At 72.0% G+C, this 16,684-nt stretch carries 18 protein-coding genes and 1 pseudogene; 5 read left to right on the top strand and 14 right to left on the bottom strand.

The features are described 5' to 3' along the window. Positions 1 to 98: 98 nt before the first annotated feature. Both ACFVTH_RS06235 and ACFVTH_RS06230 read right to left on the bottom strand, forming a co-directional pair. Positions 99 to 1,247, bottom strand: coding sequence for an ABC transporter permease (locus ACFVTH_RS06235; RefSeq protein WP_387087848.1), 1,149 nt, complete (start codon positions 1,245 to 1,247; stop codon positions 99 to 101). Next, positions 1,244 to 2,128 (bottom strand): ABC transporter ATP-binding protein, encoded by an 885-nt coding sequence (locus ACFVTH_RS06230; RefSeq protein ID WP_387087845.1) that lies wholly within the window; start codon positions 2,126 to 2,128, stop codon positions 1,244 to 1,246. Before ACFVTH_RS06230 ends, ACFVTH_RS06235 begins: the two co-directional genes overlap by 4 nt. A gap of 231 nt (positions 2,129 to 2,359) precedes the next feature. On the opposite strand from ACFVTH_RS06230, the gene ACFVTH_RS06225 reads away from it, so the two are divergent. Both ACFVTH_RS06225 and ACFVTH_RS06220 read left to right on the top strand, forming a co-directional pair. Further along, entirely contained in the window at positions 2,360 to 3,760 is a 1,401-nt protein-coding gene (locus ACFVTH_RS06225; protein WP_387088759.1) for an MFS transporter, read from the top strand. 93 nt (positions 3,761 to 3,853) lie between these two features. Beyond that, a complete protein-coding gene (locus ACFVTH_RS06220; RefSeq protein WP_387087842.1) occupies positions 3,854 to 4,516 on the top strand; it encodes a dihydrofolate reductase family protein in 663 nt (220 codons plus the stop codon). A gap of 28 nt (positions 4,517 to 4,544) precedes the next feature. On the opposite strand, the gene ACFVTH_RS06215 is transcribed toward ACFVTH_RS06220, so the two are convergent. The 10 genes and pseudogenes from ACFVTH_RS06215 to ACFVTH_RS06170 form a co-directional block, all read right to left on the bottom strand. Then, positions 4,545 to 5,123, bottom strand: coding sequence for a dihydrofolate reductase family protein (locus ACFVTH_RS06215; RefSeq protein WP_387087839.1), 579 nt, complete (start codon positions 5,121 to 5,123; stop codon positions 4,545 to 4,547). Then, a complete protein-coding gene (locus tag ACFVTH_RS06210) occupies positions 5,123 to 5,635 on the bottom strand; it encodes an SRPBCC domain-containing protein (protein ID WP_387087836.1) in 513 nt (170 codons plus the stop codon). The genes ACFVTH_RS06215 and ACFVTH_RS06210 overlap by 1 nt, the downstream gene beginning before the upstream one ends. Beyond that, positions 5,632 to 5,970: an ArsR/SmtB family transcription factor gene (locus ACFVTH_RS06205; protein WP_386941246.1), complete on the bottom strand. Its 339-nt coding sequence runs from the start codon at positions 5,968 to 5,970 to the stop codon at positions 5,632 to 5,634. The genes ACFVTH_RS06210 and ACFVTH_RS06205 overlap by 4 nt, the downstream gene beginning before the upstream one ends. A gap of 219 nt (positions 5,971 to 6,189) precedes the next feature. Then, a complete protein-coding gene (locus ACFVTH_RS06200) occupies positions 6,190 to 6,951 on the bottom strand; it encodes a response regulator (protein WP_387087833.1) in 762 nt (253 codons plus the stop codon). Then, positions 6,948 to 8,339 carry a sensor histidine kinase gene (locus ACFVTH_RS06195; protein ID WP_387087830.1) on the bottom strand — a complete coding sequence of 464 codons (1,392 nt, stop codon included), beginning with the start codon at positions 8,337 to 8,339 and terminating at the stop codon, positions 6,948 to 6,950. Before ACFVTH_RS06195 ends, ACFVTH_RS06200 begins: the two co-directional genes overlap by 4 nt. A gap of 75 nt (positions 8,340 to 8,414) precedes the next feature. Then, positions 8,415 to 8,510 (bottom strand): annotated as a pseudogene (locus ACFVTH_RS06190) (DNA alkylation repair protein); the annotation flags it as partial. 66 nt (positions 8,511 to 8,576) lie between these two features. Further along, on the bottom strand, positions 8,577 to 9,056 hold the full coding sequence (locus ACFVTH_RS06185) for a hypothetical protein (RefSeq protein WP_387087827.1): 480 nt from the start codon (positions 9,054 to 9,056) through the stop codon (positions 8,577 to 8,579). An 82-nt stretch (positions 9,057 to 9,138) separates the two neighbouring features. Beyond that, a complete protein-coding gene (locus ACFVTH_RS06180) occupies positions 9,139 to 9,789 on the bottom strand; it encodes an HAD-IA family hydrolase (protein WP_387087824.1) in 651 nt (216 codons plus the stop codon). Between the two features lie 43 nt (positions 9,790 to 9,832). Further along, a complete protein-coding gene (locus tag ACFVTH_RS06175; RefSeq protein ID WP_387087821.1) occupies positions 9,833 to 10,675 on the bottom strand; it encodes a PIG-L deacetylase family protein in 843 nt (280 codons plus the stop codon). Positions 10,676 to 10,862: 187 nt separating this feature from the next. Next, positions 10,863 to 11,246, bottom strand: coding sequence for a phage holin family protein (locus ACFVTH_RS06170; protein ID WP_387087818.1), 384 nt, complete (start codon positions 11,244 to 11,246; stop codon positions 10,863 to 10,865). An 88-nt stretch (positions 11,247 to 11,334) separates the two neighbouring features. On the opposite strand from ACFVTH_RS06170, the gene ACFVTH_RS06165 reads away from it, so the two are divergent. From ACFVTH_RS06165 to ACFVTH_RS06155, 3 genes are all read left to right on the top strand, one after another. Further along, on the top strand, positions 11,335 to 12,627 hold the full coding sequence (locus ACFVTH_RS06165; protein ID WP_387088756.1) for an MFS transporter: 1,293 nt from the start codon (positions 11,335 to 11,337) through the stop codon (positions 12,625 to 12,627). A gap of 105 nt (positions 12,628 to 12,732) precedes the next feature. After that, complete coding sequence (locus tag ACFVTH_RS06160; protein ID WP_387087815.1) at positions 12,733 to 13,401, top strand: DUF4232 domain-containing protein; 669 nt, start codon at positions 12,733 to 12,735, stop codon at positions 13,399 to 13,401. 128 nt (positions 13,402 to 13,529) lie between these two features. Next, entirely contained in the window at positions 13,530 to 14,291 is a 762-nt protein-coding gene (locus ACFVTH_RS06155; RefSeq protein WP_387087812.1) for a hypothetical protein, read from the top strand. 54 nt (positions 14,292 to 14,345) lie between these two features. Here ACFVTH_RS06155 and ACFVTH_RS06150 read toward each other — a convergent pair whose 3' ends face one another. Next, positions 14,346 to 15,011, bottom strand: coding sequence for an SDR family NAD(P)-dependent oxidoreductase (locus ACFVTH_RS06150; protein WP_387087809.1), 666 nt, complete (start codon positions 15,009 to 15,011; stop codon positions 14,346 to 14,348). Between the two features lie 99 nt (positions 15,012 to 15,110). Next, positions 15,111 to 16,565: a DUF6421 family protein gene (locus ACFVTH_RS06145; RefSeq protein WP_387087806.1), complete on the bottom strand. Its 1,455-nt coding sequence runs from the start codon at positions 16,563 to 16,565 to the stop codon at positions 15,111 to 15,113. Between the last annotated feature and the right edge of the window lie 119 nt (positions 16,566 to 16,684).

The raw sequence follows: 16,684 nt of genomic DNA, 5'->3' as shown, positions 1-16,684 counted from the left end.
TATATGTGCCGCGGACGCACGTCTGACGCGCGAAAGCGGGCGGATGCCGGGTCCCCCACCCGTGGCATCCGCCCGCAGCTCGATGGCTGGGCGCCGCGCTACCCGCGCAGCGCCTCGCCGAGGGGCACCCGCGACCCGGTCTTGAGGAGCGTGTTGCGGTAGATGCGCTCGCCGAGCGCCACCGCGAGGGCCGTCGTCGCGACGAGGATCGCGAGCGAGAGGATCGGCTCCCACCACTCGGCCTGGTCGAGGAAGATGCGCACCGGCATGCCGACCGGGGCCGAGAACGGCACGTAGCTCATGATGCCGAGCACGGTCGGGTCGTCGAAGAAGAAGATCACCAGGAAGTACGGGATCATCACGAGCATCGTCACGGGCGTCGTCACCGAGCCCATGTCCTCGGCGCGCGAGACCATCGCGGCGCTCGCGGCGAAGAGCGCGGCGAGCATCACGAAGCCCACCGCGAAGAACACGACGAACCAGATCACCGAGTCGCCGAGCCCCCCGAGCAGCACCTTCTGCCCGGTGAGCATGAGCCCGGCGATCGCGAGCACCGCGATCGCGACGATCTGCCCGAAGGCGAGCACGCTGTTGCCGATCACCTTGCCGGTGAGCAGCGCCCGCGCCGACACCGTCGACAGCAGGATCTCCACGACGCGGGTCTGCTTCTCCTCGACGACCGACTGGGCGATCGTCGAGCCGAAGGTGATCGCCGACATGAAGAACACGATGCCGAAGCCGAAGGCGACGAGGTAGGCGAGGCCGGGGTCGACCGCGGCCGGCTCGAGCAGTTCGACGGTCGGAACGACCGCGAGCGCCTGCACGACGCCCGACGGCGTCTGGTCGAGGCCGGTCACGGCGATGCCGAGCGGGTCGGATGCCTCGGGGCTGATCACCGCCTCGACCTCGCCGTCGCGCAGCAGCTGCTCGCCGGCCGCCTCGTCGTCGACGGGCACCGGGTCGAGCGCCGGGTTGCCCTCGACCGCGCTCGCCGCCGCGCCGACGACGGCCACCTTGGCGGGGTCTGACTGGCCGCCGAAGAGGCTGCCGAGCACGACCGAGGCGAGCACCGCGAGCATGAGGATGCCGGTCGAGATCAGGAACGCCTTGCTGCGCAGCCGCATCGTGATCTCGCGGCCCGCGACGAGCGAGACGCTGTCGATGAAGCGCGGCTCGGCCGGCCGTGCCTCGGCCGGCCGTGCCTCGGCCGAGCGGGCCGAGGGCGCCTGGGGGGACTGCGTGCTCATCGCACGACCTCCTTGAAGATCTGGGCGAGCGTGGTGTGCTCGCGGGTGAAGCTCACGACCTCGCCGCGGGTGACGGCCTCGGCGAGCACCGCCTGCCGCGCGGCATCCGATTCGGCCTCGAAGACCGCCCAGCCGCCGTCGAACTCGGCGACCGTGATGCCGGGCCGCTCGCGCAGCCAGCCGGTGTCGCCGTCGGTCAGGAGCTCCCAGCGCTCGGAGCCGTGCTCGTCGCGGAGCGCATCGCGGGGACCGGAGGCGGCGATGCGGCCCCCCGCGATGATGACGAGGTCGTCGCAGAGGCGCTCGACGATGTCGAGCTGGTGCGAGGAGAAGAGCACGGGCACGCCGCCCGCGGCGACGTCGGCGAGCACGCCCTGCACCGTCTCGACGGCGATCGGGTCGAGGCCCGAGAACGGCTCGTCGAGCACGAGCACCTCGGGGTGGTGCACGAGCGCCGCCGCGATCTGCGCCCGCTGCTGGTTGCCGAGCGACAGCGACTCGATCGTGTCGTCGAAGCGCTCGCCGAGGCCGAGGCGCTCGAGCAGCTCGCTCGCGTTGCGGCGTGCGGCGGCCGGGGCCCAGCCGTGCAGGCGGGCGAGGTAGACGGCCTGCTCGAGCACCTTCATCTTCGGGTAGAGGCCGCGCTCCTCGGGCATGTAGCCGAAGCGGCGGCGGTCGGAGGCGGTGATGGGCGAGCCGTCGAGCGAGACGCGGCCGCCGTCGGCCGCGAGCACGCCCAGGATGATGCGCATCGTCGTGGTCTTGCCGGCGCCGTTGCCGCCGACGAAGCCGGTGAGGCGGCCGTCGCCGACCGCGAAGGAGACCGCGTCGAGGGCGAGACGCTCGCCGTAGCGCTTGGTCACGTCGTTGAGTTCGAGCATGCCCTCACGGTACGGATGCCGCGCGGCCGGCGTCATCCGCCGGGCGACGGGTTTCGGGGCTCCGCCCTGCGGGGGAGAGGCGGGCGAGAGCCGATGGGCTCGCCAGGGGTTATGGATGTCGGCGGTCGCGGTTACCCTCGCAGGATGAGCGAGGGGCTCGATCCGACGGGGGCGGGGCAGCCTGGGGCGCGCGCGCCGCAGGCGGGCACGGTCGTGCCGCCGCCGAACGGCATGCGCACGTTCCTCCACGTGCTCGCGAACACGATGATCGCGAACGTGACCACGAGCTTCCTGTGGTTCGCGCTCACCTTCTGGGTGTACCTCGAGACCCGCTCCGTGCTCGCCACGGGAATCATCGGCGGCGCGTACATGCTGCTCATCGCGCTCTTCGGCATGGTCTTCGGCACGCTCGTCGACCGGCACCGCAAGCACCGGGTCATGGTGCTGTCGAGCGTCGTCTCGCTCGCGGCGTTCACGATCGCCGGCGTGCTCTACGCGGTGCAGCCCGAGGCGGCGCTGCTCGACCTCGGCGGACCGTGGTTCTGGGTGTTCACGGGCGTCATCCTCTTCGGCGCGGTCGTCGAGAACATGCGCAACATCGCCCTCTCGACGACGGTCACCCTGCTCGTGCCCGAAGAGCGTCACGCCAACGCCAACGGCATGGTCGGCACCGTGCAGGGCCTCGCGTTCATGGTCACGAGCGTGTTCAGCGGCCTCGCGATCGGGCTCGTCGGCATGGGGTGGACCCTGGTCATCGCGATCGCGCTGACGCTCGTCGCCCTCGTGCACCTGCTCTTCGTGCGCATCCCCGAGGAGAAGCCCGTCGTCGACGCCGACCGGGCGCCGATGATCGACCTGCGCGGCAGCATCACGGCGGTGCGCGCCGCCCCCGGCCTGTTCGCGCTCATCCTCTTCTCGACCTTCAACAACCTCATCGGCGGCGTGTACATGGCCCTGATGGACCCGTACGGGCTCGAGCTGTTCCCCGTCGAGATCTGGGGCGTCGTGCTCGGCGTCACGGCGACGGGCTTCATCATCGGCGGCCTCGTGATCGCGAAGTGGGGGCTCGGCGAGAACCCCATCCGCACGATGCTGCTCGTCGTCATCGTCATGGGCCTGCTGGGGGCGCTCTTCACGATCCGCGACTGGTGGCTGCTCTACGCGCTCGGCATCTGGGCGTACATGTGCCTCATCCCCGTGGTCGAGGCGGCAGAGCAGACGGTCATCCAGAAGGTCGTGCCGTACCGCACGCAGGGGCGCGTCTTCGGCTTCGCCCAGGCCTTCGAGGCCGCAGCGGCGCCCGTCACGGCGTTTCTCATCGCGCCGCTCGCCGAGTTCTGGATCATCCCCTACATGGAGTCGGCGGGCGGCCAGGCGACGTGGGGGTGGCTGCTCGGCGACGGCGAGGCGCGCGGCATCGCACTCGTGTTCCTGTTCTCGGGGCTCATCATGGTGGCGCTCGCGCTCGCCGCGTTCACGACCCGCTCGTACCGCATGCTGTCGACCGAGTTCCGTGAGGGCGTGGTTCCCGCGGCCGGCAGCGTGGCCGGCGGTGCCGACGGGCCGGCGGGTGCCGATGACGCCGTCGCCGAGTCGGCCTCGAGTGGGCAGGCAGGCCGGCAGGCCGACTGAGCGCGGGCCGAAGTTTCGATCTCCATCGAAACCCTTCGACGTCGGCCCGAGCACCGGAAGAGTGGGCGTCGCGGCCCGACCGGGTCGTGATCGATGACCGGAAGGACTCCGCCCGTGGCCGTTCGCGCCGACCTCAACATCTCCCTCGACGGCTACGCCTCGACCACCGACCAGACGGCCGAGAACCCGATGGGCGACGACTGGTTCCGCCTGACCGGTGCCTACTCGGCGACGCGCACCTTCCGCGAGCGGGTGTTCGGCGACACCTCCGGAGCCGGAACGACCGGCGTCGACGACGCGTACGCCCGGGCGTACTTCGAGAACATCGGCGCCGAGATCATGGGCGCGGGCATGTTCGGGCTGCACCTGAACGCCGACGACCCCGACTGGCGCGGCTGGTGGGGCGACGAACCGCCCTTCCGCGTGCCGGTCTTCGTGCTGACGCACGCGCCCAGACCGTCGATCGAGATGACCGGCGGCACGACCTTCCACTTCCGCGACGCCTCGCCCGAGGCCGCGCTCGCCGAGGCGACCGCCGCGGCGGGTGGTGCCGACGTGCGCATCGGCGGCGGGGTGCGCACGGTGCGCTCGTTCCTCGCGGCGGGACTCGTCGACGCGCTGCACGTGGCGATCGCGCCGATCCTGCTCGGGCGCGGCCAGAACCTCTGGCAGGAGCTGCGCGGCCTGGAGCAGCAGTACACCGTCTCGAGCGAGACCGCCGAGAGCGGGGTCGTCCACGTGACCTTCCGGCGGTGACCCACCGGGGCCCGGGGCCGGGCCGGTGTCACCCCATCCGGTAGCGCAGGCTCACGACGCCGCCCGGCCGGGCGGAGGCGCGGTCGAGCTCGAGCCGGCCCTCGCCGAGCTGCGGGGGCGTGAACGACCGCCCGTCGCCGAGGAGGGTCGGCACGACCCGCAGGTGCAGCGCGTCGACGAGCCCGGCCGCGAACAACGCGTCGGTGAGGACGAGGCTGCCCCAGACGATGACGGCGCCGAACCTCTCCTTCAGCGCGGCGGCCTGCTGGGCCCCGTCGCCGCGGAGGATCTCGATGGTGCCGCCGCCCCACGGGGCGTCCTCCAGCGTGTTCGAGACGACGAACTTCGGCACCCGGTTGATGAGCTCTGCGACGTGCTCGACCTCGGGATCGACGCCCGGCCAGTAGTCGGCGAACATCCGATATGTCGTCGCGCCGAACAGGATCGCGTCGGCCTGCGAGACGTACTCGAGCTGTTCGGCGTCGTTGAAGTCGACGGCACCGTGCTCGTCGGGGCGCACGAGCGCCTCGAAGAAGTCGATGCCGCCGTCGGGGTCGGCGGCGTAGCCGTCGGCGGTGACCACCTGCTCGACGATCAGCCGGCCCATCAGCGCACCTCGCTCGGGCCCCCGGCCGTCGCGGCCAGGTGCTCGTCGAGCATGTCGAAGGCCGAGCTCCAGCCGTCGTAGACGTCGTCGTCGCCGGGGGCGGCGTCGATGCCGAGCAGGTGGAACAGCATCTCTGTGCGGCCGCCGTCGAGTTCGCGGAGGGTGATGGTGATGACGGGCACGCGATCGTCGTCGTCGCCGGGCGAACCCCACGTCATGACGAGGCGTTCGGGCTCGCGGAGCTCGCGGTACGTGCCCGCGGTGGGGTACTCGCTGCCGTCGGGGGCCACCATCGTGTACCGGTAGCTGCCGCCCTCGCGGGTGTCGAGGTCGACGCTGCCGGGCTTGATCTCGATGTCGCGCGGGTGCCACCAGGCGGCGGCGTCGGCCTGCTCGGTCCACGCTCGCCAGACGAGCTCGCGCGGGGCGTCGAAGATGCGGGTGATGGTGAACTGCGGTGCGTGCGTCGTGTCCGCGGAGGCGGGCGACGTCGCGGTGTCGTGCTCGGTCATTCCGGATTCTCCTTCATGGTGCGGAGGTGCTCGGCGAGCAGGTCGAAGCGCTCGTTCCACTCGCCGCGGTGGTGCTCGACCCAGGCGGATGCCTCGTCGAGGGGTTCGGTGCGCAGTGTGCAGGTGCGCCACTGCGCGGTCGCGGTGCGCTCGATGAGCCCGGCCCGCTCGAGCACCTTGAGGTGCTGCGAGATCGCGGGGCGGCTCATGGCGAACGGCTCGGCGAGCTCGCCGACGGTCGCGGGCCCGACCCGGAGGCGCGACAGCATCGCACGGCGGGTCGGGTCGGCGAGCGCCTGGAACACCGCGCTCAGCTCGTCCTGCGCATCACCCAATGTAAGCAACTCCTTAATTAATGAATTGCTTAACCATAGGTCGGCCGATCGGCCTCGTCAACCCCTCTTCGGAGGATCGGATCGTCGCCGATATCGACGAGTCGTCGGAGACGGTGGGCGACACGCCGCATATCCGGGCGTCCGAACGGCGTGTCGGCCGAGCGTGCCGACGACTCGTCATGGGAAACGGACGGGGCGAGTCGGTCGGCGGCTCGGCGGTCACCCGCGCGGACGCACCACGCCGTGCTCGTACGCGTAGACGACCGCGTGCACCCGGTCGCGGAGGCCGAGCTTCATCAGCACCTTCGAGACGTGCGTCTTCACCGTCGCCTCGCCGACCCAGAGCCGCTCGGCGATCTCGGCGTTCGAGATGCCCAGCGCGAGCAGTTCGAGCACCTCGCGCTCGCGCTCGGTGAGCGTCGCGAGCTCGGCGGGTGCGGGCGAGGCGGCGGTGCCGGGCGAAGCTGCGGTGCCGGGTTCAGCGCCGGGTGCCGCGCCGTCCGGGCCGGGTGCGGCGACGGATGCCCCGTGCCCGCCCGGTGCGCCCGGCCCCGAGCGGCCCGCGGCCGCCTCGATGACGCGGCGCGTGACATCCGGCGAGAGCAGGGCGTCGCCGCGCGCGACGACCTGCACCGCCTCGATCAGCTGCTCGGGGCTCGAGTTCTTCAGCAGGAACCCGCTCGCACCGGCGTCGAGCGCGGCGAACAGGTAGTCCTCGCGGTTGAACGTCGTGAGCACGAGTACGGCCGCCTGCGTCGCCGCGTCGCCGGTGATGCGGCGAGTCGCCTCGAGGCCGTCCATCCCGGGCATCTGCACGTCCATGCAGACGACGTCGGGCGCGAGCGCCGCGACCTGGTCGATCGCCGCCTGCCCGTCGGCGGCCTCGCCGACGACCTCGATCCCGTCCTCCGAGTCGAGGATGGTGCGGAAGCCGGCGCGCACGAGGCTCTGGTCGTCGACGACGAGCACGCGGATGCTCATGCGCCCGCCTCCGCGGACCGGGCGGTCGCGACGGCCCGCGCCACGTCGTCGCGGCGGAGCGGGAAGCTCGCCCGCACGAGGTAGCCGCCCCGTGCGCGAGGGCGGAGCTCGATCGTGCCGCCCGCGGCGGCGACCCGCTCGCGCATGCCGAGCTGGCCGAGACCGCCGCTCGAGCCGTCGGCGCTCCGCGCCGTGCCGGCGACCGACGTCGCGTTGCCCGAGTTCGTGATCTCGACCTCGAGCGCCGTGTCGGTCCAGCGCACCCGCACCTCCGCAGTCGCGGCGGCACCGGCGTGCTTGCGCACGTTGGTCAGTGCCTCCTGCGTGATGCGGTAGGCGCTGAGTTCGACGACGGGCGAGATCGGCCGTGCCTCGCCGACGACGGCGAGCGTCACCGGGAGCCCGCCGTCGGCCGACTCGGCGACGAGCTCGTCGAGGCGGGCGATCCCGCGGGTCGAGGTGCTCGTGGTCGCCGCGCCCGCCGACGATGGGCCGTCCTCGAGCACGATCGGCCCGGTGTCGCCGTCGCCGCGGAGCGTGCCGAGCAGCCCGTGCAGCTCATCGACCGCCTCGCGCGCGCTGGACTCGATCGCCGAGAGCGAGGCGGTGGCCGCCGCCGGGTCCTTGGCGAGCACCCGCCGCGCCGCCCCCGCCAGCACGCCGATGACCGAGACGTGGTGGGCGACGACGTCGTGGAGCTCGCGCGCGATGCGCAGCCGCTCGATCGCGACCGCCTGCACCCGGGTGCGCTCGCGCTCGGCCGCGAGCTCGGCGGTGCGCTGCTCGAGCTCGGCCCTCGCCCGGGCCGAGCGGTAGGCGGTGTCGCCGAAGTACCAGGCGCCGCCGAAGTACAGCAGGTTCGTGAGCACGTTGATGAAGCCGTAGGCGAGGTACGGCGAGAGCAGCCCCTCGCGCGAGAGCTCGGGCAGGTGGTCGGCCATCGCCGAGTAGTAGATGAGGCCCCAGAACAGCCAGGCGAACATCACGACGACGATCGCGCCGCGCACGATCGTGGCGACCCGCCGGCTGCGGCCCCACGCGCCGACCGTGTAGATCGCGACGAAGAGCGCGATGTTCGAGAAGAGCGCCTCGCCGACGACGGCGACGGCGCCGACGATGAAGACGGCGGATGCCACGAGCGCGACGATCTCGGGCCAGCGGCGCCGCGCGGCGAGGGGCAGGGTCATCCCGGCCGTCCAGAGTGCTGCGCCCCACCACGGGGTGCCTTCGCCCCAGCCGGTCGCGCGGTAGAGCACGACGCTCGCCGCCGTGCCCACGGCGAGCACCAGGGCGAGCAGGAGGTCGTTGCGGTAGCCGCGCCGCCCGGGACGCGGCCTGACCCATTCGACGCCCGGAACGACGGGCGGGGCGCTGGTGGTCTCGGGCATCCCTCCACGCTAGCGACGCGCCGCACGGCGGGGATCCGCCGTGCGGTGGAGATCGGGCGTCGGTGCGGCCGCCGCCTACGTCGCCGTCTGCCGCCGCACCATCTCGCCGATCCAGATCGGGGCGTAGGGCGAGGTGCAGTTCGGGGGCGTCGGGTAGTCCTTCAGCACCTCCTCCAGTGTGCTCGGGCTCGTCGGCCAGCCTAGGTCGACGAACCGCGGGCCGCACCGGCTCGCGCGCTACTCCGACGCGAAGGTGTTCGCCCAGACCTCCGACCCGTCGGGGTTGAGGTACGTGTACGTCACCTTCGGCGCGGTGATGCCGTAGGACTCCATCTCGGGGAAGAGCGTGTCGTCGCAGACCTGCTGCAGCGACGGCTTCATCTGCTCGAAGGTCGGCACGGCGGTGGCGGGGTCGACCGCCTCGGTGAAGGTGTAGCGGTAGTCGATGGTGTCGGGCGCGACCGCCTCGGCCGAGATCGCCGAGTACATGCCGTCGAACTGCTGGAGGAGTGCGGGCATCTGCTCCTGCACGGCCGCGACGTAGCCGTCGAGCGCCTCGGACTGGCCGCTCGGCGCCTCGGAGGCCGCCACCGGCTGCTCAGACGAGCCGGATGCCTCGGAGGAGCCGCCGCCCGCGGGCGAGCAGGCGGAGAGGGCGAACGTCAGGGTCGAGACGAGGAGCGCGGCACCGAGGCCGCGTGCGAGAGCGCGATTCACAGCGACAGCCTAGTGAATCGGAGGGGGGCCTCCGTTCCGGCCCGGCTCGCCCGGCTCGCGATGGCGCGCAGCGTGCGCGCGCCTACTCCAGCGTGATCGTGAGCGTGTCGCCGTCAGCTGCGACCCGCACGGCGGCGAGGTCGTGCACGAGGTGATCCGCGCCGTGCGGCCCGGCGAGCGGGCCGACGCCGATGACGCGCATCCCCGCACAGTGGGCGGCCGTGATGCCGGCCTCGGAGTCCTCGAAGACCACGCAGTCGCGCGCCGGCACGCCGAGCGCCTCGGCCGCGGCCAGGAACCCCTCGGGGTCGGGCTTGCTCGCGGTCACGCTCTCGGCGGTCACCACGACGGGCGGCGTGGTGAGCCCCGCTGCGGCCATCCGCGCGGTCGCGAGCGGGAGGCTCGCCGAGGTGACGAGGGCGTGCGGCAGGTCGGCGAGCGCCTGCATCAGCCCGACCGCACCGGCGATGGCGACGACGCCCTCGGTCTCGGCGGTCTCGCGCTCGAGCATGGTGCGGTTGTCGACGAGGTTCTCCTCGACCGCGCGTCCCGGCAGCAGGATCGCCATGCTCGCATGCCCTTGCCGGCCGTGGATCACCTTCATGACCTCGGCCGGGTCGAGGGCGTGCTCCGCGGCCCAGTCGGTCCACACGCGTTCGACGACGGCCGACGAGTCGACGAGCGTGCCGTCCATGTCGAGCAGGATCGCGGCGGCCGAGATGGTGGTGGTCATCAGGGGAGGCTACACGCGCGACCTCTGCGCTCGCCCGGTGCCGCTACCCCAGCGGCTCGGCCTCGAGGTCGCGCACGTGGTAGAACTCCTGGTCCCAGAGCAGGTAGATGAGCCACGTCGGCAGGATGTACGACTCCTGCATGAAATTCGCCTGCGAGGCGTGGATCGTCCATCCCTCGTGCTTCTTCTGCACCGCGGCATCCATCGCGACCTCGGGCTTCGGCTGGTTCGCGACGACGAACGCGCCGGTCTCGCCGCCGAAGGCCGCGAGCGCGCCCGACGGGCTGATCGTGTACACGAGGTGCTTCGGGCCGGTGTACGAACCGCCCTCCGCCTCGATCTCCGCGATCGCGCGTTCGGCGACCTCGCCCATCCGCATGTGGTCCTCGTGGCCGGTCGCGCCCGACTCGGGCCAGAACGCGACGACGACGTCGGGCTCCACCCGGCGCATCTCGTCGGCGACGCGGTCGACCAGCTCGTCCTCGTCGACGTCGGGCACGCCGCCGTCGGGGTAGTCCCAGACGACGTGTCGGTCGACGCCGAGGTTGAAGCTGTTCTTCAGCGCCTCGGCCCTGCGGATGTCGCCGAGGTCGTCCTGCCGTGCGACGACCGGCGTCTGGTGCCCGGCCTCGCCCTGCGTCGCGGTGATCATCGCCGTGTACGCGCCGCCCTCGTGCGCGTGCCAGAACAGCCCGTTGACGGTCTGCTCGTCGTCGGGGTGGGCGAACACGCCGAGCACTCGCGTGCCGCCGAGCTCGTCGACGACCGAGTCGACGCCCTTCGCGGTGGGTTCGTGGAAGAGGTGACGGCCGGCCCAGTAGAGTCCGCCGACGACGGCGAGGAGGACGGCGGCGACGACGATGAGCGCGACGGTGCGCTTGCGCATGGGTGGTGCCTTCGGGTTCGGATGCCTCGAGCGCGGGTTCGCTCGGGCACGGCGGTGGCGCGCGGGTCGGGAGGCTCGCACGCCGTTTCGGGTGCGAGCATGCTAACCCGCTCGCTCCGCGTTGCCGAATCCGGCTCGGTTTTGCCCGGCCGGATGCCTCGGGGCCGGCCCCGAGGTATCCGCGCGCTCAGCCCTGCTTCGCGGGCGCGATGCGCGGCAGCAGGTACTTGCCCGAGAGCCAGGCGGCCAGGGCGGTGATGATCCAGACGATGACGGCGGCGAGCACCCACGGCGCGATGCCGTCGAAGGTGATGCCCTCGCCGAGCGAGGCGACGAAGAGGGCGACCGCGGTCGAGATGAGGCCCGCGACGCCCGCGACCGCGGGGGCGCCGCGATGGAACAGGGTCTCGACCAGCCACTCGATGAGCGCCTGCACGGCGGCGAACACGATGATCGCGACGAGGAATCCCGACCAGTGCAGGTGCATGCCCGGAACGAGCAGCGCGGCGATGGCCAGGGCGAGGGCGGCGAGCGCGAGGGACACGCCGAGACGGATGAGGAAGCGCACCATGGCGCGAGCGTAGCGCCTCAGTGCCGCGCCACCGCTTCCGTGCGCGGCCGGTCGGGAGGATGATGGGCGGGTGAGCGAGCCGACGGCGGTGAACCATGCGGCACGACGGGTGCAGTCCGTCTACTTCACGCTGCTCATCGGCAACACGCTCGCCGCGTCGTTCATCTGGGGCGTCAACACGCTCTTCCTGCTCGACGCCGGGCTCTCGAACCTCGAGGCCTTCGCTGCGAACGCGTTCTTCTCGATCGGCATGGTGCTCTTCGAGGTGCCGACGGGCGTCGTCGCCGACACCCTCGGGCGCCGCGTGTCGTACCTGCTCGGCACGGTCACGCTCGCCGTCACGACGCTCCTCTACTACTGGCTCTGGGTGATCGAGGCGCCCTTCTGGGGCTGGGCGGTCGTCTCCGTGCTGCTCGGGCTGGGCTTCACGTTCTTCTCGGGCGCGACCGAGGCGTGGCTCGTCGACGCGCTGACGGCGACCGGCTACACCGGCAGCCTGGAGCGCGTCTTCGGGCGCGGGCTCGCACTCTCGGGCGCGGCGATGTTCATCGGCTCGATCGCGGGCGGCGTGGTCGCCCAGGCGACCGACCTCGGAGTGCCGTTCCTCTTGCGCGCCGCGATCCTGATCGTCATGTTCGTGGTCGCCGCGGTGCTCATGCGCGATCTCGGCTTCACGCCGGCGGGCCGCGCGCATCCGCTCCGGGCGACGAAGCAGGTGTTCCAGTCCTCGCTGCGGTACGGCCTCGGCCGGCCGGCCGTGCGCTACGTGATGTTCGCCTCGTTCTTCACCTCGGGCGTCGGCTTCTACGTCTTCTACGCACTGCAGCCGTACTTGGTCGAGCTCTGGGGCGACGCCGAGGCCTACTCGATCGCGGGCCTCGCCGCGGCGATCCTCTCGGGGGCGCAGGTCATCGGCGGGTTGTGCGCACCGTGGGTGCGCCGACGGTTCCGCCGGCGCACGACGACGATCCTCCTGAGCCTCGTGGTCAGCACCGCGGTGCTGCTCGCGCTGGGATTCAACCGCAGCTTCTGGCTCGCCCTCGTGCTCCTCGTGCTCTGGGGCCTCGTCGACGCGGCGGCGGGCCCGGTGCAGCAGGCGTACCTCAACGACATGATCCCGTCGGCCCAGCGGGCGACCGTGCTGTCGTTCGACTCGCTGCTCGGCAGCACGGGCGGAGCGGTGATCCAGCCGGTGCTCGGGCGGTCGGCCGACCTCTGGGGGTATCCGGGATCGCTCATCGTGAGCAGCGGGTTCCAGGTGCTCGCGGTGCCGTTCCTCTGGCTGAGCCGGCGACAGCATTCGCCCGCCGACGTGGCGACCGGCGTCACCGACGAGCGCCGCGAGTCCGACGACGTCCAGGGTGTGCCGCCGATCGACTGACGCTCGGCGCCCGGTGCGAGCGCCTCGGTGCAGGCCCTCTTCCGCGACGGGGGAGGCCGGGCATAGCCTGATGGGTCGACGGTCCGGCGCGACGAGGAGGCTTCGATGGTGCGTGCGGGTGCAACGGCCACGGCGGCGGCGCTGCTGCTCGCCCTCGCGCTCAGCGGCTGCGCGTCGGGCTCGCCGGCGGTTCAGGGGTCGCAGGCCACGCCGGATGCCTCGCCCTCCGCTTCTCCGACGGCGTCGACCGGTCTCGAGGCGGCGGCGCCCGACGCCGGCGCGACCCCCGCGGGCGACGGATCGGTCGCGCCTCGCGATGAGGAGCCGTTCGCCGACGACGCCGTCGACGGTGCGGGGCTCGCCTGCGACGACACGCAGTTCGAGCTCGCGGTCACCCCGCTGCCCGACGAGTCGGGAGCCGGGTCGTTCGGGTTCGAGCTGGTCTTCACGAACACCGGGGCGCAGCCCTGCGTGTTCGACGGCTGGCCGGGCCTCATCGCCATCGATGACGAGGGCGCCGAGGTGGGATGGCCCGCGCAGGTCGAGCCCGCCGCCACCTCGCCGGTCGTGATCGACGCGAACGGCGGCGTCACGCGAGCGCACGTGCGTGCCTCGCAGGCGGGTGCGCACGGCTGCACGCCGATCGAGGCGACGGGCCTGCGCGCGCGTCTCGCCTCCGACGGAGCAGGCGATGGCATCGACGCCCCGTACGCGATCACGGTGTGCGACGGTGCGATCGCGACGATGCGGATCTCACCGCTCGTCGCCGGCTGAACGCCCCCGAGCACCCACGGCTGAAACCGGCCCACAGGGTTGCCCCCTCTTCGGGGGTCACGTACCATTGCCGGACGCCCGCACGACGAACGCCCGAGCGAACCCCTCGGGAGACGAGGAGGATCGGCATGCGCAAGATCCTCGTCCTGGTCGGTGCGGCGACCGTGCTCTTCCTCGGTTCGTTGTCGATCGGCGTCGCCGCAGCGCTGACCGGTGCACCCGTCTTCTACGACGCGCGCTCGCCGCAGTCCGCGAGCACCGCCGACGACCTCGACCCCGAGGCCGGTGCCGACACGACCGCCCCCGGCACCTCCGACGGTGCCGACGACGGCGACGGCGCGGCATCGCCTCCCACGCCGTCGCCCGATCCGGTGGCGCCGCCCGACGGCGCCCCTCCCGCGGAGACCCCGGTTCCGACGCCCTCGACGCCGCCGGCCGACCCGGTCCCCACCGCCGAGGAACAGGCGGCGTGGCTCGGGTTCCAGCAATCGGTGCGCGACTGCATGGTCGAGGCCGGGTACGACTACCTCCACTGGGAGTGGTGGACGACCGAGCCGCGCAACCCGAACTCGACGGCGCCGGCGATGCCCGACGGACTCGGTCCCGACGAGCAGGCCGCGTGGCATGCGGCGCTCGAGGGTCCGGGACTCGACGGCACCGGATGCCTCGCACGCGCCGCCGAGGAGGATCGCGGGGAGTCGGCTCCCCCGCCCGCGCCGTCACCGGAGCCGTCGACCCCGGCGCCCGACGACGAGAGCCTCCAGCGTCCCGAGGATGCGACCGGGGCCGAACCCGAGGCGCTCGAACCCGAGGGTCTCACCGACGCGAGCGAGCCCGAGGCTGCACCGCCCGACGCCACCGCGACCGACGTCGGCGGCTCGGCCGGCTGAGCGGCACCCCGCTCGGATCGAGTGCGCCTCGACTCGGGTCGACTGCTGCTCGGCTCAGGCCGACAGCGTCTCGACGCGCCCGTTCAGCTCCGAGGCATCCGCCGACCAGAGCGCGACGACCTCGTTCGCGAGGCGTTCTTCGAGGCCCGCGAGCGACGTCACGCGGAAGGTCACGGCCGCGCCGGTCGTGCCCTCCTTGCCGAGCCCGTGCGCGAGGGACTGCATCCACGCCTCGCTCGCGGCCTTCACGGCGGCGTAGTTCGCGCCGCCCGCGAGCGGGCGCTCCACGGCCGTCGACGAGACGATGGCGATGCGGCCCGCGGGGGAGGCGACGAGGTCGTCCCAGAGGGCGCGGCTGATGTGGCGGAGCGCGGAGAACGAGCGCTCGAGCACCCGGTAGTCCTCCTCGGTCTGCCCGGGGATCCCGCCGCCGCCGCGCCAGCCGCCGACGAGGTGGATGATGCCGTCGACGTCGCCGACCCTGCCGTGCACGCGCATCGCGAGCGGCCACACCTGCATCTGGTCGGTGAGGTCGGCCTGCTCGGTGATCACGCCGGGCAGCTCGGCCGCGAGCTCGCCGAGACGGCCGCGATCGGTGCCCACCGCGATGACGCGGGCGCCCGCCTCGAGCAGGGCGCGGGCGACGGCTCGGCCCGAGGCGCTCGTGGCGCCGGCGATGAGCACGGTGCGCCCCGCGGCGCCGGTGGGGTGGTCGGTCATGGGTGCTCCTCCTCGAGCTGGATTCAGGAAAAAGAAAGCTGCTCAGGACGAAATCGCCGATTCCGCCCTGAGCAGCGTACGTCTTCCTGAAACGGTGGGTCAGGCCTCGGTCGTGCCGGCGATGCCGACCGTCGACTCGATGACGGGCTTCATCTTCTTGTCGAGCGCCTCGAAGAACATCGAGAGCGGGAACTCGTCGTCCATCACGAGGTCGGTGTAGCCCTTGGGCGGGCCGGCGAGCACCTCGCGGGGCAGGCCCTCGGCCCAGACCGACGCGGGGTTCGGCGTGACGACCGACGAGACGAGCTCGTACGCCTTGAGCCAGTGCACCGTCTTCGGGCGGTCGATGGACTCCCAGTAGAGGAGGTCGATGGCGTCGCCGAGCTCGACGACCGCGTCGGCCACCTTGTCCCAGTCGAAGCTGAGCTCGACGTCGCGCCACTCGAGCACGTGCTTCTTGTGGAGCCACGCGAAGAGCAGCTGACCGCCGAGACCGTCGTAGTTGCGCACGCGCGAGCCGGTGATCGAGAAGCGGAAGATGCGGTCGAAGATGACGGCGTACTGCACGAGCTTGCCGGTCGAGCGCATCTGCTCCTCGACGTCGGTGAGCTCCTCGCCCTTCGCGAGACGGGCGTCGAGCGCACGCTGGATCTTGACCGACTCGCGGAACGCGGTCAGGTCGCAGCGCAGCTCCTCCAGGGAGTAGAGGAAGAACGGCATGCGCTGCTTGATCATGAACGGGTCGAACGGCAGGTCGCCGCGCATGTGCGTGCGGTCGTGGATGATGTCCCACATGACGAAGGTGCGCTCGGTGAGCTCCTGGTCGGTGAGCATCTCGGCCGCGTCGTCGGGCAGCACGAGCTTCGTGATGTCGCTCGCGGCGCGCACGACCTTGCGGTAGCGGGCGGCCTCGCGGTCCTGGAAGATGGCGCCCCAGGTGAAGGTCGGGATCTCGCGCATCGCGACGGTCTCGGGGAACAGCACGGCCGAGTTGGTGTCGTAGCCGGGCGTGAAGTCGACGAGGCGCAGGCTCACGAAGAGCTTGTTGCCGTAGTCGCCGGCCTCGAGGGCGGCGATGAACTCGGGCCAGATGGTCTCGACGACGAGCGCCTCGACGTGACGGTCGAGCGAGCCGTTCTGCGTGTACATCGGGAACACGACGAGGTGGCGGATGCCGTCGATGCGGTGGCGCTGCGGCTGGAACTCGACGAGCGAGTCGAGGAAGTCGGGCACCTCGAGGCCCGCGGCCTGCCACTTGCGGAAGTCGGCCTGGAGGGCGGTGAGGTAGGCGGCCTCGTGCGGGAATCGCGGCGCGAGCGCGGCGACCGACTCGACGATGGCGTCGACGAGGGCGGATGCCTCGCCCTTGTCGCCCTCCGCGGGGACCGAGCCGTCCTTCACCTGGAGCGACTGCAGCTTCGTCGCCGACTCCTTCAGGCGGAGCCATGCCGGGTCGGTCTCGACGCCCTCGGCGAGGGCGATGTCGGCCGCGGTGACGGTGTCCTCGAGGACCTCGGGTTCTCCGACGATGGGGTCGATCGTGATGTTCGACATGTGAACCTCCGTTCCTCTGTGAGGGGTCGATGCGGGCTCGCGGCCGTGCCGCGCGCGGCGGGAATCGCCGTACAAGTCAAGGCTACGAGGCATCCGCTCGCGATTGATTGCACTGTCGC

The sequence above is a fragment of the Agromyces sp. NPDC058104 genome, from assembly GCF_042884835.1.
Lineage (GTDB): Bacteria > Actinomycetota > Actinomycetes > Actinomycetales > Microbacteriaceae > Agromyces.
Note: the sequence above shows the minus strand (reverse complement) of the source record. Positions and strands in the feature narration are given on the sequence as shown.